Source organism: Pseudomonas sp. Leaf59 (assembly GCF_920984685.1).
GTDB lineage: Bacteria > Pseudomonadota > Gammaproteobacteria > Pseudomonadales > Pseudomonadaceae > Aquipseudomonas.
This window is the reverse complement of sequence record NZ_CAKLBR010000008.1, coordinates 58122-80859: the sequence shown is the minus strand read 5'-3', so window position 1 is coordinate 80859 and position 22738 is coordinate 58122. Positions and strand designations below refer to the sequence as shown.

Here is a 22738-nt window from a genome sequence, read left to right as displayed (position 1 = left end):
GGGCGAAGAAAAAAACAGAAAGATCTGACGGTGCGTTAGCTGATCGGCCTACTGACCATTCAGAAAGAGCGGAAAGGGCTCCACAAACAGCTGATAGTTTAGTGGCCAGCAAGACCGATCCCTATCATTTGCGGGACGTTTCCGAGAGAATCCCACAGCCTTGTTTCCGTCGGATCAGGTAGCTAGTCTCGCTCGGTCATTGAGTTTTCGGTGACCGGACGTGCAAGTCCGGCGGCAATAAGAATTACAAATCAACGCAGCTTAGCGCTCAGCTTTTGCTTGGTGCTTGCCAGTTATGGCAGCTGTGCGTGGGAGACCCTCGGGTCTGCTGGGTTTTACTTCTTGCCCCGGTCTTGCACACCTACGCACAGTTGCCACCCTCTTCGCGTGCAAGCGGACGGTGCCAACTTCTTCCAGCAAGGAGTTTCACCATGGTCAAAGTCACCCCCGATCCACCCCGCTTCCCCAGCGAAGACGCCCTGCTCCATCGCCGCGCCACCGACCACTACCTCAAAGCGTCCGCCCCGGATGCGCCCACCTTCATCCTGAATGACAACCTGAGCTTCGAAGACGCCCTGGCCCATGCGGCGGATTTGCTGCAGTGCGCAGTGGAGACAGCGCATTCGTCCAGGGACGCCATGAATGCGCAACAGCGGGCAGTGATGCATTTGGTGGAAATGGCGAGAGGGGTGGTGGATCGGGCGTTGGAGTGTGTGCAACCTGGATGATCACCGCATAACCCATGTGGGAGGGGGCTTGCTCCCGATGGCGGTGGTTCAGTTGCACATCAGTTGCCTGACACACCGCCATCGGGAGCAAGCCCCCTCCCACATTTGGATTTTCAGTGTTCTTGAGAGGGTGGCAGGCTCAAAACCCGCGATGTTTCTTCAGGTGCTCATTGATCTTCGCCGCCGGCACTTTCTGCAAGGTGCACAGCAGGTCGTGGGACAGTTCGCGCAAGCCGTGGGTGCGCCGTAACTCCTGGGCCAGATGCGCCGTGAGGTTGGCCGCCATCTCCGCATCCGCCAGCGCCCGGTGGGCCTTGCCGGTATGGGGCAGTTGCGCGTAGCTGTTGAGGGTGCCGAGTTTGTGGTTCGGCGCAGCCGGCATCAGGCGGCGGGCCAGCAGCAGGGAGCAGGCGAATTTTTGCAGGCGGGTGCGGCGGATCAGGCCCAGTTCAAAGTCCCAGAACTTCTGGTCGAACGCGGCGTTATGCGCCAACAGCGGCGTGGTACCGACGAATTCGTTGACTTCATTCATCACGCGCTCGGCCGGCGGTGCGCTGCGCAACATCGCGTTGCTGATCCCGGTGAGCTGTTCGATAAAGCCGGGTACACGTACGCCGGCGTTCATCAGGCTCTGATAACGGTCGACGATTTGCCCACGCTCAAGAATGACCACGCCGATTTCCGTCGCGCGGCAGTGGCTGCTCGGCGTGATGCCGGTGGTTTCAAAGTCGATAACCGCTATACGTTCCAAACCTGTTTGCACTCCGTCCAACTATTATTTGAGCAGCAACGCGCCTTCAATCGGCACGTAGCGGCTGGCGGCGCGTATCAGCGAATTGGCGGTCAGGCCCGGTACGCCGTAGGCCACAGCCTCAACGCCATGTTTATTGATGACGCGGTCGAGCAGCATGTCGAAGTCGCCGTCACCGGAGGCCAGCACGATTTCGTCGACGTGGTCGGCGGCGTCCATGATATCGAGGGTGATGCCCACGTCCCAATCGCCCTTGGCCGAGCCGTCGCTGCGCTGGATGTACGGCTTGAGTTTTACCGTAAAACCCAGGTTGCGCAGGATCTGCTGGAATTGCTGCTGCTTGCTGTCGCCACGGTCGATGGCATACGCATACGCCTCGACGATCTGCCCGCGCGCGCTGATGTCAGCCCACAGCGCGGCATAGTTGAAGTGGCAACCATAGGCCTGGCGCACGGTGTAGTAGAGGTTTTGTACATCGGCGAACACTGCAATTTTCTTCACCGCACTTCCTCATGACAGCCAGGCGCCAGGGCCCGGAAAGGGTGCCAGTATGCCAGCCACAGGAACGTTTCCGGGAAAAATCAGACCGGGACGACGGCGCGCCCCGGTCCCGGAGTGTCATACGAAGGTATCGTCGTCGCCGAAGGAAGATGAGTCGTCGACATAATCGTTGTCGGCGAAGCTGTCGGTGTTGTTGCCGCCCCAGCTGTCATTGCCGGCAAATTTCTGGTCGTCGTTGCCCCAGTTGCCTTGATCGCTGGCCGGCGCCGGTTGTTCGATGATTTCCTCCACCACCTGCGGCTGCTGGTTGTGGTGGAACAGGCTGCTGATGCCTTCGGCCAGCAACACACCACCGGCCACGCCAGCGGCAGTTTTCATCGCGCCGCCCAGGAAACCGCTGCCCATGGGTGCTGCAGCCGCCGCCTGGGGTGGTTGCTGGTAGTTCTGCTGCGGCGCAGGCTGGCCGAACGCAGGCCGCGCGGGTTCACGCCAGCCACCGCCGGCATTGGACGGAGCAGGCTGGGTATCGCGCGAGCTGCCGCCAAAGATGCTCGACAGAAAACCACCGCCGCTCGCCGGCGCCGGTTGCGCGGATTTGGCCCGCTGCAACTCATCCTGCAGTTGCTGGATCTGCTGCGCCTGCTGCTTGTTCTGCGCATCCAGGCTTTTCAGCGCCTGCTCCTGCACCAGGATCGACTGGGTCATGTAGTACCCGGCGGCCGGTTGGCGAGTCATGTGCTCCTTGATCCGCGCTTCGGCCTGGGCGTCGCGGGGGGCTGAGTTCGTTTCGGCTTGTTGCAACCGTGAAAACAGTCCATCGATCAGGGTTTGCTCTTCGCTGTTCATGGCGACCTCGTTAGATTGCCGGTAGAAATCAGGGTCCTGCCTGTGATCAGGCCAGGTGCATGCTAGTTATGGGGGTGTTACGAGTTGTTTCAATGGTCTTTACGCAAGGTTTACGTTTGCGTCGCTGCGAGTCTGATCGGTTAAAGTGTTCCTTTATTTACAGGCCTGCGATAACCCTGATGAATCCGTTAGACGTACTGCGCGACTCTTTCCGCTTTACCCGGCACAACCTCGGCGCCATCGTGCAATTGTGTTTGCCGCTGGTGATCCTCGAAGCCTTGCTGCAACAGATACTGGACCACACGCTGGGCGCGGACGCGTTTGCCGGTTACAGCGTGGTGGTAGGTTTACTGGTGTACCCGCTGTACACCGGTGCGCTGATCCTGTTTCTCGACGCCCGCACCCGTGGCGAGTCGCCACGCACCCGCGATGTGTGGGCCATGGCCCTGGCCCTGTGGCCACGCTTCGCCCTGCTGACCGCCATGAGCACGCTGCTGATATTGGCGGGGCTGTCGCTGTATTTCCTGCCGGGGCTGTGGCTGATGGTGGTGCTGGCATTCGCCGAATACCTGCTGGTGTTGCGCGGCATGTCGGCCCTGGAGGCGATGAAGGAAAGTCTGCGCCTGACCCGTGGGCATTTCTGGCGAATCCTGGTGTGCCTGCTGTGCGTGATGACGCCGCTGTGGCTGCTCAAGGGCGCGAGCGTGGCGGCCTACCCTGAGCCGGCGCCGCTGCTGGGCCTGGTGATGGACAGCGCGCACAGCTTTCTGCAGCTGTTTACCAGTGTGGTGCTGTTCCGTTTATTCATGTTGATCGGTGGCGATGCCGACGCGCGGTGATATGCTCACGGCCACTTCTGAAACGCCATAAGCCGAGCCGATGACCCGTTTATTGCGCATCACCCTGCTGGGCCTGCTGATCGTTGCCGGCCTGCTTACCGCCCTGATCTACCACCTGACCTGGCGCCCGGCCGCCAGGCAGACCTTGCCCGTCAGTTGCGTCGCGCCCCGTGCGCCGACCCTGCTGCCTGGGCAGGCGCTCAAGGTGATGACCTGGAACGTGCAATACCTGGCCGGCAAGAACTACGTGTTCTGGTACGACCGCAGCGACGGCGGCGGCCCGGACGAGCGTCCCACCGTCGAAGACATGGCCTTCAGCCTCGACGAAGTGGCCCGGGTGATCCGCGACGAACAACCCGACCTGTTGCTATTGCAGGAAATCGACGAAAACGCCAAGCCCTCCCACTACCAGGACCAACTGGCCCTGCTGCAGGAACGCCTGGTCGACCTCTACCCCTGCAGCGCCCAGGCCTTCGACTGGAAGGCCGACTTCGTCCCCAGCCTGCACATCTTCGGCAGCGTCGGCCGCAAGCTCGCAACCCTCAGCCGCTACCAGATCGAACACGCCGAACGCCTGCAACTGCCTACCTCGGACGCCAACTTCATCAGCCGCCAGTTCCAGCCCAGGCCGGCCTTGCTGCTGACCTACCTGCCACTGAGCGACGGCGGCCAACTGGCGGTGCTCAACACCCGCCTGGACGGCGATACCCCTGGGCGCAGTGCGGTGCAGGAGCAGGTCAAGGCCACCGTGAAGTTGCTGGATAAATTCGAAGGCCGGGGCACACCCTGGTTGATCGGCGGGGATTTCAACCTGTTGCCGCTGGGCCAATACCTGCGCCTGGACGCCGACAAACGCGGGCAGTACTCGCCGGACAGCGAGCTGCACCTGCTGTGGGACAAATACCCGATGATCCCGAGCAACAGCGAGTCCAGCGGCATCGACCGTGAAAAATGGCTGACGCACTTCCCAAACGACCCCGGCATCGACGGCCCGGATCGCACACTCGATTACCTGTTCTACAGCCCACGGATCAAGCGGGTGGAGGCAAAGGTGCGACAGGAGGATACGTTGCGTATTTCCAATCATTTGCCGGTGATTGCCCGCTTCCTGCTGCCGGCCGCGCAATAACTGTCAAAAATATCAATGTGGGAGGGGGCTTGCTCCCGATGGCAGTGTGTCAGCTACCCATACACTGACTGAACCACCGCCATCGGGAGCAAGCCCCCCTCCCACATTTTTTGATCGTCAGCGCTAAGGCTTGCGAGGCTTGATCCTCGCCGTCGGCTCCGCCACCAACGGGTCATCCGGCCAATAATGCTTGGGATACCGCCCCTTCAAATCCTTCTTCACCTCGGCGTACGTACTGCGCCAGAAGTTCGCCAGGTCCTGGGTCACCTGCACCGGCCGCCGTGCGGGGGACAGCAGGTGCAGCTTGACCGCCTGGCGCCCTCCGGCAATGCGCGGCGTGTCCGCCAGCCCGAACAGTTCCTGCAAACGCACCGCCAGAATCGGCGGCTGTTCGCTGTAGTCCAGGCGCACCGACGACCCCGAGGGCACCTTGATATGCTGCGGCGCCAGTTCGTCCAGGCGTTGCGGCAGCGGCCAGGGCAGCAGGTTGTGCAGGTAGCTGGAAATGTCCAGGTGGGCGAAATGGCTCAGGCGCGAAACTTTGCCCAGGTAGGGCATCAGCCAGTGTTCCAGGCTGGCGAGCAAGGCCTTGTCGCTGATGTCCGGCCATTCGCTGGGCGCGCCCCTATCCAGCTCGCGCAGCAGCATGACGCGGGCCTGCCACTGGCGCAGCTCCGGGGTAAAGGGCAGCAACTCCAGGCCTTTGCGTCGCACCAGGTTGACCAGCGCCTGGCTGCGCGCGCTTTCTTCCAGGCCGCTGAGCGGCTCGCGACTGAGCACCAGTTCGCCGACCTTGCGTTGGCGTTCGGCGCGCAGCATGCCTTCGCGTTCGTCCCAGTCCAGTTGATCGACCGTGCGCACCTGCTCGGCAAGCACCGTGTCGAACAGCGCCGGATCGAAATCTGCCGCCAGGTAGATGCGTTCCTCGCGCTGGCCCTGGCGGCTGCCGAGGTCGGCGATCACCAGCCAGGGCTGTTTCATCAGGCTGTCGGCCTCGGCGAACAGCGCGGCACGGCCATTGGCCAGGCGGTATTCGGCGCCACCGGCACGGCGTTGCTGGGCGACGCGGTCCGGGTAGGCCAGCGCCAGCAAGGCGCCGAGCCAGCGCGGGTGGTCGGGGTCGGCCACGGCCTGCGTCGCCTTGCCTCTCAAATAGCCACGATACTGCCGCGCCAGTTGCCGGGCCCGTTGCACACCGCCCTGGGTACCACGGGCGCGCTCTTCGCCGGACAGCAGCGCCAGGCGGCTGTGCAGGTCCGCACCGGCACCCCGCAGGATATCGCGCTCGCCCAACAGCGCTGCGACATGGCAGGCGGTGTCCGCCAGCCCCAGGTCTTGCCCGCGCAACAGCAGATGGGCGATGCGCGGATGGGCCGGCAACTCGGCCATTTTCTGCCCGTGGGCGGTCAATTTATCCTCATTCAATGCACCCAGACGCACCAGCAGGTCCTGGGCCTGGGCGTACGCGGCGCTCGGCGGCACGTCCAGCCACACCAACTGCGCGGGCGTCACGCCCCAGCGCGCCAGTTGCAAGGCCAGGCCGGCGAGGTCGGCGGCGAGGATTTCCGCACTGCCATAGGCCGCGAGGCCTTCATGCTGGTCTTCGGACCACAGTCGGTAACACACGCCAGGCTCGAGGCGCCCTGCCCGGCCGGCACGTTGGGTGGCACTGGCGCGGGAGATACGCTGGGTGTCGAGGCGGGTCATGCCGCTGCCGGGGTCGAAACGCGGCACCCGCGCCAGCCCGGCATCAATCACCACACGCACACCGTTGATGGTCAGGCTGGTCTCGGCGATGTTGGTGGCGAGCACCACTTTGCGCTTGCCGGCAGGTGCCGGGTCGATGGCGGCGCGCTGGGCGTTGAGGTCCAGCTCGCCGTGCAGCGGGCACAGCAGCACCTCGGCGCGATCGCCCAGGGCGTCGGCCAGTTGCTGATGGACCCGGCGAATCTCCGCCTGCCCCGGCAAAAACACCAACACGCTGCCGGTCTCGTCGTGCAGGGCATCGAGCACGGTCTGCACCACTCTCGGCTCGATGAACTCACCAGACTGATACGGCCGCCCCCAGCGCATCTGCACCGGGAACATACGCCCCAGGCTGCGCAAAATCGGTGCGTCGTCCAGCAGGCTGGCCAATCGCTCGCCTTCGAGGGTGGCGGACATCAGCAGGATTTTCAGCGGCTGCTCGTCGCGAAACAGCTCGCGCCCGTTGAGGCTCAGGGCCAGAGCCAGGTCGGCATCGAGGCTGCGTTCGTGGAATTCGTCGAAGATCAGCAGCCCCACACCGTCCAGCGCCGGGTCGTCCTGCAAGCGCCTGGTGAGGATGCCTTCGGTGACCACTTCAATACGCGTGTTGGGCCCGACCTTGCTGTCGAGACGGATGCGGTAGCCGACGGTTTCGCCGACTTTTTCACCCAACTCGCTGGCCAGACGTTCGGCCGCCGCACGGGCAGCGAGGCGCCGGGGTTCGAGCATCAGGATGGTTTGCCCGGCCAGCCAGGGCTCGTTCAACAGGGCCAGCGGCACGCGGGTGGTTTTACCGGCGCCGGGCGGCGCTTCCAGCACGGCTTCATGGCGAATCGCCAAGGCGTCACGCAAGGCGGGTAAAACATCATCGATGGGCAACGAATTCATACTGGCTCCAAAGCAGAGCGGCGAGTATAACGGCGAACGGCCCAATGCCGACGCTGGTCTGAGAAACGCCACGGGCCTGCTCCCACCTTTGGGTCGGCGTCGTTCAACAGAATGGGCTTATAGTCACTTTCAACTGTGTTGAGGAGATTTCCATGCGTATTGCTTCCCGTGTCATCGGCGGTGTTTTGGCCGTCACCCTGCTGAGCCAACTCACCGCCTGCGGGTCGATCATGTACCCGGATCGCCGTGGCCAGCTCGACGGCAAGATCGACCCGACCATCGCCGTGCTCGATGCCATCGGCTTGTTGTTCTACGTGATCCCCGGCCTGATCGCTTTTGGTGTCGACTTCGCCACCGGCGCGATCTACTTCGAACCGGGCAAGACCGCCCAGGTCGATCCGCAGAAACTCCACGAAGCCGTTGGCGCCGATGGCAAGGTCGACAACCTCAAGCTGCAATCGATCATTGAGAAGGAAACCGGCCGCAACCTGCCGCTGGATGACCCGCGCCTGATCCAGTTCAAGGGCAGCGTGCAACAACTGGCTTCCCTCGGCCTGCAGCCCGCCGCTTAAGGATCACCCATGACCAGCAGTCCCGAACACGCCAGGCTCCTGCGCCTGGCAACCCGCGCCTCGGTGGCGGTGGCCAGTGCGCTGATCGTCACCAAGGCCATTGCCTGGTGGTTCAGTGGTTCGGTGAGCATGCTCGCAGGGTTGACCGACTCACTGCTTGACGGCGTGACGTCGCTGCTCAATCTGCTCGCGGTGCATTACGCCCTGCGCCCGGCCGATGACGATCACCGTTACGGCCACGGCAAGGCGGAATCGCTGTCGGGCATGGCCCAGGCGCTGTTTATCGCGGGCAGTGCGGTGTTGATTGCCTTCCAGGCCTACCACCGCCTGCACCACCCGGAACCGGTCGGTGCGCCCTGGCTGAGCATCGGCGTGATCGTGTTTTCCCTGGTGCTGACCGTGGCGTTGCTGATGCTGCAACACCGGGTGATCCGCGAAACCGGCTCCAACGCGGTGCGCGCCGATTCACTGCATTACCGCTCCGACTTGATGCTCAACGGCAGCATTCTGGTGGCGCTGGTGTTGGCAGGCATCGGCTTTCATCAGGTGGATGCGTGGTTCGGCCTGGGCATCTCGGCTTATATCCTGTGGAGCGCCATCCAGATCGCCCGGGAAAGCTTTGCGGTGCTGATGGATGAAGAGCTGCCCACCGACGTCAGCCAGCACATGCTCGAGCTGGCTCGCAGCGTGCCGGGTGTGCTGGGTGCCCATGACTTGCGCACGCGGGTGTCGGGTAATCACTGGTTTGTGCAACTGCACCTGGAGTTGCCGGGGGAACTGACCTTGTCGGTGGCCCATGGCATCAGCGACCAGGCCGCCGATGCCATTCACCAGGCCTACCCGCGCGCCGAAGTGCTGGTGCACGCCGACCCGCAGGAAGTGGTCACCGGCGCCAAGGCCTAGTACTGCACCTGATAACCGCGACTGCTCAGGCAGTTGCCCTGGGCCTGACGGTAGGCTTGTACCACCGCAGGGTCCGGGGCGTAGGTGACGGTGCGCGGGTCAAAGCCGCTCTGCTGCACCGCCCAGCGATAGCAGTCGTAACCGTCCTGCTGCACCTGGGCCGGTGACTGGCCGTTGGCGGGGTAGGCCACCACGTCATAGCCCTCGCCCTGCGATGGAGGCGGCGGCGGGGGCGCCTCTGCCGGCGGTTGCACGACCACGTATTGCCGGGTGCTTTCCTCATAGGCGTAATAGGCGCCAGCAGCAAGGAACAACAGCGAACCGCCCACCCGCACTTCGCGCGCGTAGTCCGGCAAATACTGCACACGGATGCCGTACGGCGGCGTCACCACCACGTAATGCGGGCCCTGGGGGCGATACCAGTAGCCGCCAGAGAAGAAATAATCCTGGCCCCGGTACGGCACACGGTAATTGCGGTCGGGGAAGCGGTCGATGACGTAACCCGGACGATGTTGCGGGCCGGGACCCCAACCGTTGCCATGCCCGTCGGGGCGGCCTGGCCAGCGGTTGTCGTCGGGACGGCCGTTGAAGCCGGGACGTGAACCGGGGCCGCCGGCCTCCCAATGCCGGTTGTCGTCATTGCGCCGGGGGATGTCGCGGTAGTAACCCTGACGCGGCTCCTCGGTCTGACGCACGGTATCCGGGCGTCCCTGGATCGGCAGCTTATTGGACAGCGGCGGCGCAGGCCGGCCCGGCTCGTTGCCGGGTGGACGTCCCTGCCCTTGGCTGCCCGCGTTCGGGGCACCACGTTCAACGCGCTGATTTTCCGGGCGCGGCTGATTGTTTTCCGCCCGCCCACCGCCTTCCGGCCCGCGTTCATGCTGCCCGCCGCCCTGAGGCCTCGGCCCGGGACCCGGCCCCGGCGCGCCATCGCGCTCATCGGCCAATGCCTGCGCGCCGACGCTTGCCACCAGCAAACCAACACCTGCCATACGCCAGATGCGCTTCATGCTATTCCTCACTGCGGATTAGGGCTTGAACATGAGACTGGGAAAGCCTCGCCCGGTTCTGGCACAGGTTATCAGTCACAAGAAGTTTCATCGCAGGTAAAAACCGCGGCAAAAGAAAAGGGGCAACCCGTCGGCCACCCCTTGAGAATTTCGTCCTGGCGCAACGCTTTTGACGTTGGCTCACCTCACGCCGTCGTGTCGACAGTGTGCAGCCTGGAGGCCGGCTCAACCCTGCTGGGGTGGCGGCCGCAACGCACCTGATTGGGCGAGCTGCTGTGGACTGTTGTCCAGGCGGTGATTCTGTTGACAACGATACCCGCACACGCCCGACGGATGATTGCGAAGATTGCGTCAATAAACAGTGCTTGCGCAATTTTTAACCCTTCATGGATAATTCATCGCAATAGTTACGACAAAGGCTAACCCGATGAGCAAGCTTGACCGATACGACCTGAGTATTCTGGCGGAATTGCAGCGCGACGCGAGGATCTCCAACCAGGAGCTGGCCGAGCGTATCGGCCTGTCGCCGTCGCCCTGCTCGCGCCGGGTCAAGCAACTGGAAGACGACGGCTATATCTCCCGCCAGGTCGCCCTGCTCGATCGCAAGATGCTCGGCTTGAGCCTGACCGCCTATGTGCTGATCGGCATGGACCGGCACACCCCCGAGCGCTTCGAGAATTTTGAAGCCGCCATCCGCACCCTGCCCCAGGTGCTGGAATGCAGTCTGGTGACCGGGATGGACGCGGACTATCAGCTCAAAGTGGTGGTGCCGGACATGGATCACTATCAAAAACTGCTGCTGGGCCATCTGACCCGCATCGAAGGCGTGACCAGCGTGCGCTCCAGCTTCGTGCTCAACCAGGTGCTCAACAGCACCGAACTGCCGCTGACGCACTTGCGTACCTGACCTGAAGCACACTGAAGTTCCCCTGTGGGAGTAATGCCGTTCAGTTAAGCCAGCGTGATGCTCGAAGCAACGAGCGGTGCGAGCCTGCTCGCCACAGGGAATCTGCGCTTAACTGAACGGCATTACCCTGTGGGAGGGGGCTTGCTCCCGATAGCGGCGTGTCAGTTTATGAATAAGCTGACGGACACACGGCTATCGGGAGCAAGCCTCCTGCCACACTTGAATTTGCGCAAGGAAGGCTCCCATGAACACCCTCGACCCCGCTCGGTTCGAAGAATGGATGATGACCGGTCTGGTGACCCTGCTGATCCTCTTCATGGGCTTTATCGTGTGGGACCTGGCGAAAAAATCCAACGCCGGACACTTTGGCTCGCTCATCCTTTTCCTGGTGCTGGGCCTGGGCATCGCCGCGTTCATCATCAAGAGCGTGGTGATCGGCCTGATCGAGTCCGGCGCCTTATAAACGCGTCGGCACCGCCTTCCACTGGCCCTGATCCAGCCCTTCGATAGACCAATCGCCAATACGCACGCGCACCAGGCGCAAGGTCGGCAAGCCCACCGCCGCGGTCATGCGCCGTACCTGACGGTTACGCCCTTCGCGAATCACCAGTTCCAGCCAGTGTGTGGGCACACTTTTGCGAAAGCGCACCGGCGGGTTGCGCGGCCACAGCTCAGGCTCGTCCAACAGCCGAGCTTGGGCGGGCAAAGTCATGCCGTCGTTGAGTTCCACACCGTCGCGCAGGCGTTGCAGTTGCGCGTCAGTCGGCTCGCCTTCCACCTGCACCCAATAGGTTTTCGCCAGCTTGTGCCGTGGGTCGGCGATGCGCGCCTGCAACTGGCCGTCGTTGGTCAGCAGCAGCAGGCCTTCGCTGTCACGGTCCAGGCGGCCCGCCGGGTAGATGCCGGGGATGTCGATAAAATCCTTGAGGGTCGCGCGCCCGCCTTCGTCGCTGAACTGAGTCAGCACATCGAAGGGTTTGTTGAACAGGATCAGCTTCGGCTCGGCCGGCGGCGCCTTGGCGACACGACGGGGGGCAGCCTGCGAAGGTTTCACGCCAGGGCGGCGCGAATCGGGACGGGTGGGACGGGACATGGCAAAGGAACATCTAACGGTCAGGACCGACAATGCTAGTGGCCTGACCGCCAAATGACCATCCCAACCGCTTAGCGGAACGGCGGCTCGTCGAAGCTGCGCAGTTTGCGCGAGTGCAGCGAGTTGAGTTCGGTGCGCAGCAGGTCGACTGCCTCGATGCCGATCTTCAAGTGCTGGCTGACCGCGCGCTCATAGAATGCGTTGGCCGAACCGGGCAATTTGATTTCACTGTGCAACGGCTTGTCCGACACGCACAGCAAGGTGCCGTAGGGCACGCGCAGCCGGTAACCTTGCGCTGCGATGGTGCCGCTTTCCATGTCCACGGCCACGGCGCGGGACAGGTTGATCAGCGGCCGCTCCTGCGCCCAGCGCAGCTCCCAGTTACGGTCGTCGTAGGTCAGCACGGTGCCGGTGCGCAGGCGTTTTTTCAGCTCTTCGCCTTTTTCGCCGGTGACGCTGGCAGCCGCCTGCTGCAAGGCCATCTGCACTTCGGCCAGCGCCGGAATCGGGATATTCGGCGGTACCACCCGGTCGAGGATCCCGTCGCGGCGCATATAGGCGTGGGCCAGTACATAGTCGCCGATGGTCTGGGATTGGCGCAGGCCGCCGCAGTGGCCGATCATCAGCCAGCAGTGCGGGCGCAGTACCGCCAGGTGGTCGGTGATGTTCTTGGCATTGGACGGGCCGACGCCGATGTTCACCAGGGTCACGCCGTGGCCGTCGGTGGCCTGCAGGTGATAGGCCGGCATCTGGTAGCGGTGCCACACCACGCCTGCGGCAATCGCCGAGGCTTCGCCGTGGTCCATGTTTTTGTCGATGATCACGTTGCCCGGCAGCACCATGCGCACAAAACGCGGGTCGCTGCGCAGTTGTTCCAGGCCATGCAGGATGAACTGGTCGACGTAGCGGTGGTAGTTGGTCAGCAGGATCCACGGCTGCACATGGCGCCAGTCGCTACCGGTGTAATGCACCAGGCGGCGCAGGGAAAAGTCCACGCGGGCCGCATCGAACAGCGCCAGCGGCAGCGGGTCGGTGTTTTCCCAGTCGTAGAGGCCGTCGGCGATGCCATCGGTGGCGGCCGACAGGTCGGTGCTGGGGAACACGCGCGCCAGGGTCGCGGCGGTCACACCGGAGCCGGCCAGTTCATCGCCCTGCTCCACCACGTACGGGTACGGAATGTTCTGCTGGCTGACGCCCACTTCCACCGTCACGGTGAAGTCGTGCATCAGCGGCACCAGCTGTTCGAGCAGGTATTTACGGAAGGCTGCCGGGTGGGTGACGGTCACGCTGTAGGTGCCGGGCAGCTGCACCTTGGCGTAGGCCCGGGTGGTCTGTGGGACTTCGCCATGGCAGTGGTAGGTCAGGCGCAGTTCCGGGTAGCGAAACAGCGCGCGCTGGTCGGCATCGGGTTCGACGCGGTCCTTGAGGTATTGCTTGAGGGCCTGGTTGAGCGCGCCGGTCGCACGCTCGTGCAGAGCGGCCAGCCGGTCCACGGCTTCTTCGGCGGTTTGAACGACAACAAAAGCTTCGGTCACGGTAAGCATCCTGTGTGCTGACTTGCAGGCCTTTATCTTGCCTGTATCGCGGCTGCACTGAAACACCGGAATTGGAATGCCGTAAATGTGGGAGGGGGCTTGCTCCCGATTGCAGTGTGTCAATCAGCCTGGCTGTAGCTGATGCACCGCTATCGGGAGCAAGCCCCCTCCCACACTTTGACCGCTTGCAGTCAGACCGATTGGGGGGTTGAGCGCGCAACAATCGCTTCTACCTCCACCCCACGCGGCAATGTGCCGTAAACGCGCGCGGACGACTCACCCAACCGGCTGGCAATAAACCCCTCACTCACCGCCGCATTCCCCGCCTCCAGCAGCAACTTGGCCTGCAATGCCACGGCGATGTCTTCGGTCAATTGCCGCGCGCGGTATTGAATGTCCTGAGTGTCCATAAACGCGGTCTTCAACTGTTGGATATGCCGCGCCAACTGCCTGTCGCCATGCCCATCGCCGAGTTCGACAAACAGCGTCTCCAGCACACCCGGCTCCTTGGACAGCGCGCGCAGCACGTCCAGGCATTGCACGTTGCCGGAACCTTCCCACGTCGAATTCACCGGTGCCTCACGGTACAGGCGCGGCAGGATGCTGTCCTCCACATAGCCGGCACCGCCCATGCACTCAGCCGCTTCGTTGATCATCGCCGGCGCGCGCTTGCAGATCCAATACTTGCCCACCGCCGTTACCAGCCGGGCGAACCGCGCTTCGTGTTCATCGCCCAGGTGATCCAGGGCGCGGCCCATGCGCAGGCTCAACGCCAGGGCCGCCTCGCTTTCCAGGGCCAGGTCGGCCAGCACGTTCTGCATCAAGGGTTGCTCGCTGAGCACGCGACCGCCCACGCGGCGATGGGCGCAATGATGGCTGGCCTGGGTCAGCGCCTGGCGCATCAGGGCGCTGGAGCCGACCATGCAGTCGAAGCGGGTCATGGCAACCATCTCGATAATGGTCGGCACGCCACGCCCCTCTTCGCCGACCATCCACGCCAGCGCGCCGCGAAACTCCACTTCGCTGGAGGCGTTGGAGCAATTGCCCAGTTTGTTTTTCAGGCGCTGGATATAGAACTCATTGCGCGTGTCGTCCGGCCGGTGGCGTGGCAGCAGGAAACAGCTGAGGCCCTTGTCGGTCTGGGCCAGGGTGAGAAAGGCATCGCACATCGGCGCCGAGCAGAACCACTTGTGGCCCACCAGCTCATAGGCTTGCCCGGGCCCGCCGGCGCCCACCGGATAGGCGTGGGTGGTGTTGGCGCGCACGTCGGTGCCGCCCTGTTTTTCGGTCATGGCCATGCCGAGGGTGACGCCGGCCTTGTGGGCCATGCCGACGTTGCGCCCGTCGTAGTCGGTGCTGAGGATTTTCGGCAACCAGGCCTGCGCCAGCTCCGGCTGCAGGCGCAGGGCCGGAACGCTGGCGAAGGTCATGGTCAGCGGGCAACCGGTGCCGGCTTCCGCCTGGGTGTGCAGGTAGGTCATCGCGGCGCGGGCCACGTGAGCGCCGTCTTGCGGGTGAGCCCACGGCAGCGACGGCAGGCCGTGTTCAACGGCGGTGCGCATCAATTGGTGATAGGCCGGATGAAACTCCACCAGGTCGATACGATGGCCATAACGATCATGGCTGCTGAACACCGGCTTGTTCTGGTTCGCCAGGAACCCGGCCTCCATCAACGGACCACCGGCCAGCGCGCCATAGGCATCGATGCGCGGCTGCGCCCAGCCGGCACCAAAGCGGCGTGACCAGTCCTGCAAAGGCAGGTCGATGCGGTACAGGTTGATGCCGTCCAGGGACGGCGGCTGATTGGTGACGTCGTGGGTTTCGGCAAACTGATGCAGGTTCATCAAGGCCTCCTGGAAAAAAGGCCCATGTCGATCGCCGCCCTCCGGCAGTTCAAGAGGCAGCTCGATGAGGCCCAATGCTTTTCAGTTAAGCATCGTCACTGTGCTTAAAAAAGTGGCATACCCGCCGATTGCACGGCGCCTTCGCCCTCCTGTGCGCGTAACACGCGGCGTTCCAGTACCGTCTGCAGAACGTCGAAACGCACCGGTTTGACCAGTCGTTCAGTGATACCGACGCCATGACAATGTTCGCGTTCCGGTGCGCTGGATGACCCACCCAGGGCAATCACCGGCAGCTCGCCGCAGCCAGGCAGTGCGCGGATCTGACAGCACAACGAGAAACCGCCTTCAGGCACGTCCAGCAATACCGCGTCAAAACGCTCGGCCTGCAGGGCCGCCAGCGCCATCGGCCCGCTGTCCACGGTTTTCACCCGGTAACCGAGCTTGAGCAACATGCCGCGCACGGCCAATTGGCCAACGCTGTTGTCGTCCACCAGCAGCACCGCGCACTCATTGGCGGAGCGCTCCTTGCCCGAGCGCACGGCGTCGGGGTCTGGCCTCACGCTGTCCAGTTCCACGTCCAGCTGGAAGCGGCTGCCCTTGCGCGGCTCGGAATGATGGGTCAGGCGCCCGCCCTGCAACTCGATCAGTTGCCGGCAGATCGCCAGGCCGATGCCCAGGCCGCCGTATTCACGGGTCATCGAGCCGTCGAGCTGGAAGAAGCGTTGGTACAGGGTGGCCTCTTCGAGAAAGGCGAAACCGATGCCGGTGTCGGTGACGATAAAGCTCAGGCGCAGGCGGCCGTCGCCGTGGGGCACGCCCACTACACGCAGGCGCACGGAGCCGTGATGAGTGAACTTGAACGCGTTGTCCAGCAGGCAATCGAGGCACTGCACCAGTTTGTCGGGGTCGCCGATCAGCCGGTCCGGCAGGTCGTCGGTTACGTCCACGGTAAACGCCAGGCCCCGGCTCTGCGCACTGACGCTGAATTGCTGGCGCAAGGTCTCGAGCGTGCCACGCAGGCTGAATGCGCGGGGCTGCGGGCGGAGGCGCCCGGCCTGCAGTTCGGTGAGGGTGAGGATGCCGTTGACCATGCGCATCATGTCCCGTGCCGATCCGGCGGCAGTCTGATGGTAATGCGCCAGTTCCTCCGTCAGCGGTTGGGTGTGCATCAGCTCCAGTGAGCCGATCACGCCGTTCATCGGGGTGCGCAGTTCGTGGGTCAGGGTGGCGAGGAATTCGTCCTTGAGAAGGTTGCTGCGGGCCAGTTGCTGGTTGAGCCCTTCGAGTGTCTGGCTGGCGTCGAGCAGAATCTGCGCCTGCTGCTCGCGCATGGCGTTGATGCGGTCGGCCAGGGCCAGCGACAGCAATGACACTTCAATGGCCGAACCGATCTGGCTGGCGTACATGGTGAGGAACACATTGGGCAGGTAGCCCAGCACCATCAGCGTATTGACCACCCCGCCCAGCAGGAAGGCCGACCAGGCGATGATGAAATAGCGCGCCACGCGCTGGCCGCAGTACCACGCCTTGATGGCCGCGACAAAGATGGTCACGGTGAACACCAGCGCGAGGCCGGTGGCCAGGCGCAACGCGAGGGCGTAGCTGGTCATCAGCGACAGCAGCATAACCACCGCGCCGCAGCCCACCAGCGTCAGCAGCAGGCGATTGATCCAGCGGCTGTGCTCGGCGGTGCTGAGGAAACTGCGCGTGAACAGGCTGCCGAACAATGCCGCGCAGCCGATCAGAAACGGCGTCGCCGCATTGGCCCACCACGGGCTGTTCGGCCAGAAATATTCGACCGCCGCGCCGTTCACCGACAGTTGGTACATGCCGAACGCGGCGATATAGAGAATGTAATAGAGGTAGCTGGTGTCGCGCACGCTCAGGTAGATGAACAGGTTGTACACCAGCATGCCCAGCAGCACGCCGTAGATCAGGCCCAACACGTACAGGCGCAGTGGCTGTTGTTCAAGGTACGCGGTGCTGGACCACAGCGTCAGCGGCGCCTGGATCGAGCCTTCGCTTTGCAGGCGCAGGTAGACGGTCTTCCGTTCGCCGGGGGCGAAGTCGAGTTTGAACAGGTAGTTGTTCTGGCGAATCTCGCGGTTCGAAAAAGGCAACGCGTCACCGGTGCGGCCGGCCAGGCGATAGTGACCGGTGTGGTCAGGCAGGTAGAGGTCGAGGTGGTCCAGGGGCGGGTAGGCCAGCTCCAGCAGCCAGGTGCGCTGGGCATCGACGAGCCATGGCACATACTGCAAGTCGACCTTGAGCCAGAACACCGAACGCGAATAGCCGGCGTTGAGGGTGTCTTTGTCATGGGGCTTGAACCGCGCGGCCGCGGAGGGCGCGATGACATCGGCGATGGTCAGTACGTCGGTGGGGTCTTCGAGCACTTGCAGCGCCCTGCCCAGCGGCAGGCTGCGCGTGTCCTGAGTGAACTCGATGGCGCTGGCGAGCATCGGCAGCCCGCATAACAATACAATCAGCAAATAGCGCATAGAGCCCCAGCGTGGCCTGTCCGGTCAGGTCAATAAGCCCCCCATCCTTTTGAGTAGACGCATACCGGCGATACATTAAGTTGTTTGAATCCACTCTAGCATAGCCGCTAAAGGCCATTGGACACTATTGGCACGTTATTCTGAAAGGCTCTGGGACAGGCTTCTCAGCCATTTTTTGGACGCCTTCAAGCGCCAAAAAAACGACGCCCTTGCGCAAAATTCAGCCATCGCCCGACGGCCACGCAAAAAGCGTTTGGTGGTAAGCTCGCGCACCATGAATATCTACAGCTCTCGCCCTGTTGTTCTCTGTCTCTCCGGCCATGATCCCAGTGGTGGCGCCGGCCTGCAGGCAGATATCGAAGCCCTGCTCGCCCAGGGTTGCCATGCGGCGCCGGCCGTCACGGCCCTGACCGTGCAGAACACGGTCAATGTCAGCGATTTCCGCGTACTCGACCGCGAGTGGGTATTGGCCCAGGCCAACGCCGTGCTCAGCGACTCCGAAGTGGCGGCGGTCAAGCTGGGCATGCTCGGTTCCACCGCGATGGTCGACACCGTGGTCGAGCTGCTGCAGGCGCACCCGCACCTGCCGGTGGTTTGCGACCCGGTGCTGCGGGCCGGCGGCGGCGGCAGCCTGGGCAAGGACGAAGTCGGTTACGCGATGCGCGAGCGCCTGTTGCCGCTGTCGCTGATCGCCACGCCCAACCTGCCCGAAGCGCGCATCCTCGCCGAACTGCCGGACGGCAGCGCCGACGACTGCGCCGAGAAGCTGTTGCCGTTTGTCCGGCATCTGCTGATCACCGGCGGCCATGGCGACGAGCATGAAGTGCATAACCGCCTGTACAGCCGTGACGGCACGCGCCAGACCTTTACCTGCCAGCGCCTGCCCGGCAGCTATCACGGTTCGGGCTGCACGCTGGCCAGTGCGCTCAGTGGCCGGCTGGCCCACGGCGAAGGCCTGGTCAGCGCCGTGCAATCAGCGCTCAACTACACTTGGCGCACCCTGCGTGACGCCGAACAACTCGGCCAGGGCCAGTTCGTACCGCGCCGATTGCCGCTGGATTTCTGTTCGTAATATCAATCTCGCAACATCAATTCGCAACACCGAGAGGCCTGCTCGATGAAACTACGTGGCCTTTACGCCATTACCGACAGCCAATTGCTGGCCGGTAAATTCCTCGCCTACGTCGAAGCGGCGCTGGAGGGCGGTGTGACCCTGTTGCAGTACCGCGACAAAAGCAGCGACGAGGCCCGGCGCCTGCGCGAAGCGGAGAAACTCCACGAACTCTGCTCGCGCTACAAGACCCGCCTGATCATCAATGACGACGCCGAACTGGCCGCACGCTTGGGCGTCGGTGTGCACCTGGGCCAGACCGACGGTCCTTTGGCCCCGGTGCGCGCCCTGCTCGGCTCCAAAGCGATCATCGGCGCCACCTGCCACAGCCAGATCGAACTGGCCGAGCAGGCCGCCAAGGAAGGCGCCAGCTACGTCGCCTTTGGCCGCTTCTTCAATTCCAGCACCAAGCCCGGCGCCCCGGCCGCCACCGTCGACATGCTCGCCCAGGCGCGCAAGCGTCTGCAGTTGCCGATCTGCGTGATCGGCGGTGTGACCCTCGACAACGCCGAACCGCTGGTGGCCCACGGGGCCGACCTGCTGGCCGTGGTCCATGGTCTGTTTGGTGCCGACAGCACCCAGGAAGTCACGCGCCGCGCCCGTGCCTTCAACGCCCTTCTCAAGATTTGATTGCAGAGAGACTCATCATGTCCCGTTCCGAAACCCTGTTTGCCAATGCCCAGAAACACATCCCCGGCGGCGTGAACTCCCCCGTGCGTGCGTTCAAGAGCGTGGGCGGCACCCCGCTGTTCTTCAAGCACGCCGAAGGTGCCTACGTCACCGACGAAGATGACAAGCGCTACGTCGATTATGTGGGTTCGTGGGGCCCGATGATCCTCGGCCACAGCCACCCCGACGTGCTCGACGCCGTGCGCCAGCAGTTGCAACACGGTTTGTCCTACGGCGCGCCGACCGCCATGGAAACCGAGATGGCGGACCTGGTCTGCTCCATCGTGCCGTCGATGGAGATGGTGCGCATGGTCAGCTCCGGCACCGAAGCCACCATGAGCGCGATCCGCCTGGCCCGTGGTTTCACTGGCCGCGACAGCATCATCAAGTTCGAAGGCTGCTACCACGGCCACTCCGACAGCCTGCTGGTCAAGGCCGGCTCGGGCGCACTGACTCAGGGCGTGCCGAGTTCGGCGGGTGTACCGGCGGCGTTCGCCAAACACACCCTGACCCTGCCATTCAACGACATCGGCGCGGTCGAGCAGATGCTCAGCGAAGTCGGCCAGGAAGTGGCATGCATCATCGTCGAGCCGGTCGCCGGCAACATGAACTGCGTGCCGCCGGCGCCGGGCTTTCTCGAAGGCCTGCGCGAACAGTGCGACAAGCACGGCGTGGTACTGATTTTCGACGAAGTGATGACCGGTTTCCGTGTGGCCCTCGGCGGCGCCCAGGCCCATTACGGCGTTACGCCGGACCTGAGCACGTTTGGCAAGATCATCGGCGGCGGCATGCCGGTGGGCTGCTTTGGCGGCAAGCGCGCCATCATGCAGCACATTGCGCCGCTGGGCCCGGTGTACCAGGCTGGCACGCTGTCGGGCAACCCGTTGGCCATGGCCGCCGGCCTGACCACGTTGCGCCTGATCAGCCGCCCGGGCTTTCACGCGGAGCTGACCGACTACACCACCCGCCTGCTCGACGGCCTGCAGGTGCGCGCCGATGCCGCTGGCATTCCGTTCGTCACCACCCAGGCCGGCGGCATGTTCGGCCTGTATTTCAGCGGCGCCGACGATATCGTCACCTTTGATGACGTCATGGGCAGCGACGCCGATCTGTTCAAGCGCTTCTTCCACCTGATGCTGGACGGTGGCGTGTACCTGGCGCCGAGTGCCTTCGAAGCGGGCTTCACTTCGATTGCCCACGGTGACGCGGAATTGAAACTCACCCTGGAGGCTGCCGAGCGCGCTTTCGCCGCCCTGAAATAAACCCGCACAGCCGTCTGACGTTGCCTACAGCGGCGTCAGATTGCTACTTTGCCTACAGAGATTTCTTACTTTTTTCGAGATTTAACCTGCAATCCGGCAGATAACTTGCCCAAGCAGCAGAAAAACGAGTAAAGACTTTGTAAGCAGAGGCCTGCTTATTTCATAATGCGCGCTTATTGGATCCCACGAGGGTCCGCGCGCCCCGTCAGAGGTAAGTCGATTCCCATGAAACGCACCGGCCGCACCCTGGTTCTGGGCTGCCTGTTGCTCATTCAGCCGCTGCTGGCACATGCCCAGGCAGGCGGCAACTCGTTGTTAATTCCAGCGATGGGTCGTTGCACCCTCAATACCCAGCCGGACGGCCAGGCCGAAGCCCTGAGCGCGTGCCAAAAGCAGGCGGATGACGGGGACGCGCAAGCGCAATACGAGTTGGGCGAGTTCTACCACGACAGCAAAAACCCCGCCGTGGACCTCAACAAAGCCTTGAGCTACTTCGAGAAAGCCTCGTTGCAAGGCCATGCCCAGGCGCAGTTTCAGCTCGGCAACATGTTCTTCAAGGGTGAGGGCGTGCCGGCCAATAACATTCAGGCGTATATCGTGCTGAAGATGGCTGCGGTCAACGGCGCCGAAGATGCGCTGGATACCGCCGACGAAGTGGCCGAACACATGCAGCGCGATGAGCTGGAGGTGGCGACCCAGGTGCTGGGGCAGATTTTCCGCAATTATTTGCAGGAATTGCAGAGTGCCGATGGGCGTTCGCCCTTCTCGCCCCTGCCCGACCCAATCGCGCCTCAGGGCGACAACAGGTAGCCCTGTCGGTAGGCGTCTGCACCGGCAACATGCGCAATCGTCATGCCGCTAGTGGCCATGCGCCTTAGTGACCGCACATACAGTAAACCTGCTCGAGTACAGGCAATGGCCGTCACGCTGTCGCTGATCGGGTCAATGATGTGTGCCACGACTTGCCCCGCGCTCAAATAATCCCCGACCTGCGCACAAAACACGATCAAACCGCCCACCGGGCTGACGACGGGCTCAACGCCGGCCAGCGGCGTGGGCGGGTTCAATAATGGCGGCAGTTCAGGCGCCTGGCCCTCGATAATGCCCGCGTGCGTGAGGTAGTCAATCAAGCCCTGACAATCCTGATCGGCCAGCTCATCACTCACGTCGGCCACACCGCGCAGCTCCAGCGTTACAGCAAAACCGGGCGGCGCCACACGTTGCGGGAAACGCGCCTCCATATGCTGCCAAAACAAGTTGAAGCACTCATCGAAGGACTGCCCACCGGCGTCTGTCGCCATAAAGCACGCTTGTGCCCCCAGGTAACGGGCCAGAGGTTCCACTTGCGGCCAGCAAACCGGCGACACATACAGATGCTGCACGGCCTCGAAATCACAATGCAAGTCGAGCACGATATCGGCATCGCAGGCCAGGCGCTGAAGCGTCAGGCGCATGGCCTGTACCTGGTTGGCGGGCACCTGGCTGGCGAGCACCCGCACCAGCACCGAACGAATCAACCGCAAGTTTTCCTCGGGGTCATCGGTCAGCCGCGCCTCGACGGCATCACCTACCTGCCGGCTGACATCAAGGAAGTGCCGATTGAAGTTCTCCCGGCTGTCGTAATCGAAACGGCCTTGAGGCACATCCATCAACACTTGCTCCAGCCCCATGGGGTTGGCCACCGGCACCAGCACCACCTGACCGCGCAATAGACCCGCAGCCTCCAACCGCAACAATTCTAGCTTGAGATGCCATACCACCAACATCCCCGGCAGCTCATCGGCATGCAGGGAAGACTGGATATAGACCTTGCCCACGCCATTGGCCGGGCCGTAGTGAAAACTATGGATCTGCCGCGTCGTACCCGGCACGGTTGCTGGCAATTGATGCACGCGTTCATACATGA

General features: G+C 63.2%; 21 protein-coding genes. 11 read left to right on the top strand and 10 right to left on the bottom strand.

Annotated elements, in window-relative coordinates:
* The first annotated feature begins 431 nt into the window (after positions 1 to 431).
* Positions 432 to 728: a DUF6124 family protein gene (locus LUB09_RS11160; RefSeq protein WP_209985100.1), complete on the top strand. Its 297-nt coding sequence runs from the start codon at positions 432 to 434 to the stop codon at positions 726 to 728.
* 139 nt (positions 729 to 867) lie between these two features.
* On the opposite strand, the gene LUB09_RS11155 is transcribed toward LUB09_RS11160, so the two are convergent.
* The 3 genes from LUB09_RS11155 to LUB09_RS11145 form a co-directional block, all read right to left on the bottom strand.
* A complete protein-coding gene (locus LUB09_RS11155; RefSeq protein WP_231422584.1) occupies positions 868 to 1479 on the bottom strand; it encodes a 3'-5' exonuclease in 612 nt (203 codons plus the stop codon).
* Between the two features lie 24 nt (positions 1480 to 1503).
* Entirely contained in the window at positions 1504 to 1980 is a 477-nt protein-coding gene (locus LUB09_RS11150) for a LabA-like NYN domain-containing protein (protein ID WP_003236960.1), read from the bottom strand.
* Between the two features lie 117 nt (positions 1981 to 2097).
* Positions 2098 to 2826, bottom strand: coding sequence for a DUF2076 domain-containing protein (locus tag LUB09_RS11145; protein WP_231422583.1), 729 nt, complete (start codon positions 2824 to 2826; stop codon positions 2098 to 2100).
* A 179-nt stretch (positions 2827 to 3005) separates the two neighbouring features.
* Between LUB09_RS11145 and LUB09_RS11140 the strand changes: the two genes are divergently transcribed.
* Both LUB09_RS11140 and LUB09_RS11135 read left to right on the top strand, forming a co-directional pair.
* Positions 3006 to 3665 (top strand): YciC family protein, encoded by a 660-nt coding sequence (locus LUB09_RS11140; protein ID WP_209985110.1) that lies wholly within the window; start codon positions 3006 to 3008, stop codon positions 3663 to 3665.
* A gap of 40 nt (positions 3666 to 3705) precedes the next feature.
* Positions 3706 to 4794: an endonuclease/exonuclease/phosphatase family protein gene (locus tag LUB09_RS11135; protein WP_209985114.1), complete on the top strand. Its 1089-nt coding sequence runs from the start codon at positions 3706 to 3708 to the stop codon at positions 4792 to 4794.
* A gap of 123 nt (positions 4795 to 4917) precedes the next feature.
* Here the strand turns inward: LUB09_RS11135 and hrpB are convergent, their stop codons facing one another.
* Positions 4918 to 7428 (bottom strand): ATP-dependent helicase HrpB, encoded by a 2511-nt coding sequence (hrpB, locus tag LUB09_RS11130; protein ID WP_209985117.1) that lies wholly within the window; start codon positions 7426 to 7428, stop codon positions 4918 to 4920.
* A gap of 152 nt (positions 7429 to 7580) precedes the next feature.
* On the opposite strand from hrpB, the gene LUB09_RS11125 reads away from it, so the two are divergent.
* Both LUB09_RS11125 and LUB09_RS11120 read left to right on the top strand, forming a co-directional pair.
* Complete coding sequence (locus LUB09_RS11125; RefSeq protein WP_057008634.1) at positions 7581 to 8000, top strand: hypothetical protein; 420 nt, start codon at positions 7581 to 7583, stop codon at positions 7998 to 8000.
* 9 nt (positions 8001 to 8009) lie between these two features.
* Positions 8010 to 8903 (top strand): cation diffusion facilitator family transporter, encoded by an 894-nt coding sequence (locus LUB09_RS11120; protein WP_231422582.1) that lies wholly within the window; start codon positions 8010 to 8012, stop codon positions 8901 to 8903.
* Here LUB09_RS11120 and LUB09_RS11115 read toward each other — a convergent pair.
* The gene (locus tag LUB09_RS11115; protein WP_231422581.1) at positions 8900 to 9913 is read right to left on the bottom strand and encodes a DUF6515 family protein; all 1014 of its coding nucleotides are present in this window, start codon (positions 9911 to 9913) and stop codon (positions 8900 to 8902) included. The genes LUB09_RS11120 and LUB09_RS11115 overlap by 4 nt on opposite strands.
* 427 nt (positions 9914 to 10340) lie before the next feature.
* Here LUB09_RS11115 and LUB09_RS11110 point away from each other — a divergent pair, with 427 nt between their 5' ends.
* Complete coding sequence (locus tag LUB09_RS11110; protein WP_003176264.1) at positions 10341 to 10820, top strand: Lrp/AsnC family transcriptional regulator; 480 nt, start codon at positions 10341 to 10343, stop codon at positions 10818 to 10820.
* A 244-nt stretch (positions 10821 to 11064) separates the two neighbouring features.
* Positions 11065 to 11283 carry a DUF2788 domain-containing protein gene (locus LUB09_RS11105; protein ID WP_231422580.1) on the top strand — a complete coding sequence of 73 codons (219 nt, stop codon included), beginning with the start codon at positions 11065 to 11067 and terminating at the stop codon, positions 11281 to 11283.
* Here LUB09_RS11105 and LUB09_RS11100 read toward each other — a convergent pair.
* The 4 genes from LUB09_RS11100 to LUB09_RS11085 form a co-directional block, all read right to left on the bottom strand.
* Positions 11278 to 11913 carry a pseudouridine synthase gene (locus LUB09_RS11100; RefSeq protein ID WP_231422579.1) on the bottom strand — a complete coding sequence of 212 codons (636 nt, stop codon included), beginning with the start codon at positions 11911 to 11913 and terminating at the stop codon, positions 11278 to 11280. The two genes, LUB09_RS11105 and LUB09_RS11100, sit on opposite strands and share 6 nt — an antisense overlap.
* Before the next feature lie 71 nt (positions 11914 to 11984).
* On the bottom strand, positions 11985 to 13457 hold the full coding sequence (gene amn / locus LUB09_RS11095) for an AMP nucleosidase (protein ID WP_209985129.1): 1473 nt from the start codon (positions 13455 to 13457) through the stop codon (positions 11985 to 11987).
* Between the two features lie 182 nt (positions 13458 to 13639).
* Positions 13640 to 15292 carry an acyl-CoA dehydrogenase family protein gene (locus tag LUB09_RS11090; protein WP_231422578.1) on the bottom strand — a complete coding sequence of 551 codons (1653 nt, stop codon included), beginning with the start codon at positions 15290 to 15292 and terminating at the stop codon, positions 13640 to 13642.
* Positions 15293 to 15396: 104 nt separating this feature from the next.
* On the bottom strand, positions 15397 to 17790 hold the full coding sequence (locus LUB09_RS11085) for a hybrid sensor histidine kinase/response regulator (protein ID WP_231422577.1): 2394 nt from the start codon (positions 17788 to 17790) through the stop codon (positions 15397 to 15399).
* A gap of 274 nt (positions 17791 to 18064) precedes the next feature.
* On the opposite strand from LUB09_RS11085, the gene LUB09_RS11080 reads away from it, so the two are divergent.
* The 4 genes from LUB09_RS11080 to LUB09_RS11065 all read left to right on the top strand — a co-directional run bounded on the left by LUB09_RS11080 (position 18065) and on the right by LUB09_RS11065 (position 21642).
* A complete protein-coding gene (locus LUB09_RS11080; RefSeq protein ID WP_231422576.1) occupies positions 18065 to 18862 on the top strand; it encodes a hydroxymethylpyrimidine/phosphomethylpyrimidine kinase in 798 nt (265 codons plus the stop codon).
* Positions 18863 to 18907: 45 nt separating this feature from the next.
* The gene (thiE, locus tag LUB09_RS11075) at positions 18908 to 19531 is read left to right on the top strand and encodes a thiamine phosphate synthase (RefSeq protein ID WP_209985142.1); all 624 of its coding nucleotides are present in this window, start codon (positions 18908 to 18910) and stop codon (positions 19529 to 19531) included.
* Positions 19532 to 19548: 17 nt separating this feature from the next.
* Positions 19549 to 20832, top strand: a complete 1284-nt coding sequence (hemL, locus tag LUB09_RS11070) for a glutamate-1-semialdehyde 2,1-aminomutase (protein WP_209985144.1) — start codon at positions 19549 to 19551, stop codon at positions 20830 to 20832.
* Positions 20833 to 21057: 225 nt separating this feature from the next.
* A complete protein-coding gene (locus tag LUB09_RS11065; RefSeq protein ID WP_231422575.1) occupies positions 21058 to 21642 on the top strand; it encodes a tetratricopeptide repeat protein in 585 nt (194 codons plus the stop codon).
* Here LUB09_RS11065 and LUB09_RS11060 read toward each other — a convergent pair.
* Positions 21624 to 22736, bottom strand: coding sequence for a succinylglutamate desuccinylase/aspartoacylase family protein (locus LUB09_RS11060; protein WP_231422574.1), 1113 nt, complete (start codon positions 22734 to 22736; stop codon positions 21624 to 21626). The two genes, LUB09_RS11065 and LUB09_RS11060, sit on opposite strands and share 19 nt — an antisense overlap.
* Between the last annotated feature and the right edge of the window lie 2 nt (positions 22737 to 22738).

Bases quoted from the DNA above. Each gene is read 5' to 3' on its own strand.
- LUB09_RS11085 (WP_231422577.1), bottom strand. From the start codon at position 17,790: ATGCGCTATTTGCTGATTGTATTGTTATGCGGGCTGCCGATGCTCGCC.
- LUB09_RS11060 (WP_231422574.1), bottom strand. From the start codon at position 22,736: ATGTATGAACGCGTGCATCAATTGCCAGCAACCGTGCCGGGTACGACG.
- LUB09_RS11140 (WP_209985110.1), top strand. From the start codon at position 3,006: ATGAATCCGTTAGACGTACTGCGCGACTCTTTCCGCTTTACCCGGCAC.
- LUB09_RS11125 (WP_057008634.1), top strand. From the start codon at position 7,581: ATGCGTATTGCTTCCCGTGTCATCGGCGGTGTTTTGGCCGTCACCCTG.
- LUB09_RS11080 (WP_231422576.1), top strand. From the start codon at position 18,065: ATGAATATCTACAGCTCTCGCCCTGTTGTTCTCTGTCTCTCCGGCCAT.
- LUB09_RS11115 (WP_231422581.1), bottom strand. From the start codon at position 9,913: ATGAAGCGCATCTGGCGTATGGCAGGTGTTGGTTTGCTGGTGGCAAGC.
- LUB09_RS11100 (WP_231422579.1), bottom strand. From the start codon at position 11,913: ATGTCCCGTCCCACCCGTCCCGATTCGCGCCGCCCTGGCGTGAAACCT.
- LUB09_RS11135 (WP_209985114.1), top strand. From the start codon at position 3,706: ATGACCCGTTTATTGCGCATCACCCTGCTGGGCCTGCTGATCGTTGCC.
- LUB09_RS11160 (WP_209985100.1), top strand. From the start codon at position 432: ATGGTCAAAGTCACCCCCGATCCACCCCGCTTCCCCAGCGAAGACGCC.
- hrpB (WP_209985117.1), bottom strand. From the start codon at position 7,428: ATGAATTCGTTGCCCATCGATGATGTTTTACCCGCCTTGCGTGACGCC.
- thiE (WP_209985142.1), top strand. From the start codon at position 18,908: ATGAAACTACGTGGCCTTTACGCCATTACCGACAGCCAATTGCTGGCC.
- amn (WP_209985129.1), bottom strand. From the start codon at position 13,457: ATGCTTACCGTGACCGAAGCTTTTGTTGTCGTTCAAACCGCCGAAGAA.
- LUB09_RS11105 (WP_231422580.1), top strand. From the start codon at position 11,065: ATGAACACCCTCGACCCCGCTCGGTTCGAAGAATGGATGATGACCGGT.
- LUB09_RS11120 (WP_231422582.1), top strand. From the start codon at position 8,010: ATGACCAGCAGTCCCGAACACGCCAGGCTCCTGCGCCTGGCAACCCGC.
- LUB09_RS11145 (WP_231422583.1), bottom strand. From the start codon at position 2,826: ATGAACAGCGAAGAGCAAACCCTGATCGATGGACTGTTTTCACGGTTG.
- LUB09_RS11065 (WP_231422575.1), top strand. From the start codon at position 21,058: ATGAAACGCACCGGCCGCACCCTGGTTCTGGGCTGCCTGTTGCTCATT.
- hemL (WP_209985144.1), top strand. From the start codon at position 19,549: ATGTCCCGTTCCGAAACCCTGTTTGCCAATGCCCAGAAACACATCCCC.
- LUB09_RS11110 (WP_003176264.1), top strand. From the start codon at position 10,341: ATGAGCAAGCTTGACCGATACGACCTGAGTATTCTGGCGGAATTGCAG.
- LUB09_RS11090 (WP_231422578.1), bottom strand. From the start codon at position 15,292: ATGAACCTGCATCAGTTTGCCGAAACCCACGACGTCACCAATCAGCCG.